Origin of the sequence: Mesorhizobium sp. M4A.F.Ca.ET.050.02.1.1 (assembly GCF_003997725.1) — a bacterium.
Classification (GTDB): domain Bacteria; phylum Pseudomonadota; class Alphaproteobacteria; order Rhizobiales; family Rhizobiaceae; genus Mesorhizobium.
Window position 1 is genome coordinate 1 of record NZ_RZSG01001310.1, and the last position, 876, is coordinate 876.

1 pseudogene is annotated in these 876 nt (G+C 69.5%); it reads right to left on the bottom strand.

Annotated elements, in window-relative coordinates:
* Positions 1 to 23 precede the first annotated feature (23 nt).
* A pseudogene (locus tag EOA33_RS37165) lies at positions 24 to 876 on the bottom strand (DNA mismatch repair protein MutL); the annotation flags it as partial.

The window sequence follows — 876 nt, forward strand, 5'->3', positions numbered from 1 at the left end:
GGGCGGGGCTGCGCCGTACGATCCTACCGCCGCCCGAACAGCCGCTCGATGTCGGCAAGCTTCAGCTCGATATAGGTCGGGCGGCCGTGGTTGCAGGTGCCGGAGCCGGGCGTCGCCTCCATCTGGCGCAACAGCGCGTTCATCTCTTCTGGCTTGAGCAGCCGCCCCGAACGCACCGAGCCATGGCAGGCCATGGTCGCCGCGATGTGGTGCAGCCGCTCCTTCAGTGTCTCGACCGTGTCGTTGTCGGCGATCTCGTCGGCGAGGTCGCGCACCAGTTGCTGCACATTGGTTTCGCCGAGCATCGACGGCGTCTCGCGCACCGCCACCGCGCCCGGGCCGAAGCGCTCGAGGCCGAGGCCGAATCTGGCCAGCGTCTCGGAATGCATGGCCAGCCGCTCGGCGTCTTCTTCGGCCAAGTCGACGATCTCCGGCAGCAAAAGCATCTGCGAGGGCACCGCACGCGAGTGCAGCGCGTTCTTCAGGGCCTCGTAGACCAGCCGCTCATGCGCGGCGTGCTGGTCGACGATGACCAGCGAATCCCTGGTCTGGGCGACGATATAGTTCTCGTGTACCTGCGCCCGCGCCGCGCCCAGCGCCGTGCCGAGCAACGTCACGGCCGGCTCGTCCTGGCTGGCGCGCGCGTCGGCGCTGTGAAGCGGCCCGGTCTCGAACGCAGCCTGGTCGTTTTCGCCGAAGCCGGCCCTTTGCTGCTGGGCGTCGCCATATCCCATGTCGAGCGGCCGCTGCGGCGAATGCTCGAAGCCGGCGAAACCCGACGCGCGGTAGGCCGCTTCGTAGCTGCGGTGACCGTTGGCCGGGCCCGGATGCGCGTAGGGCGCGCTGCCGGGCCGGAACGCCGCCATCATGCCGGCG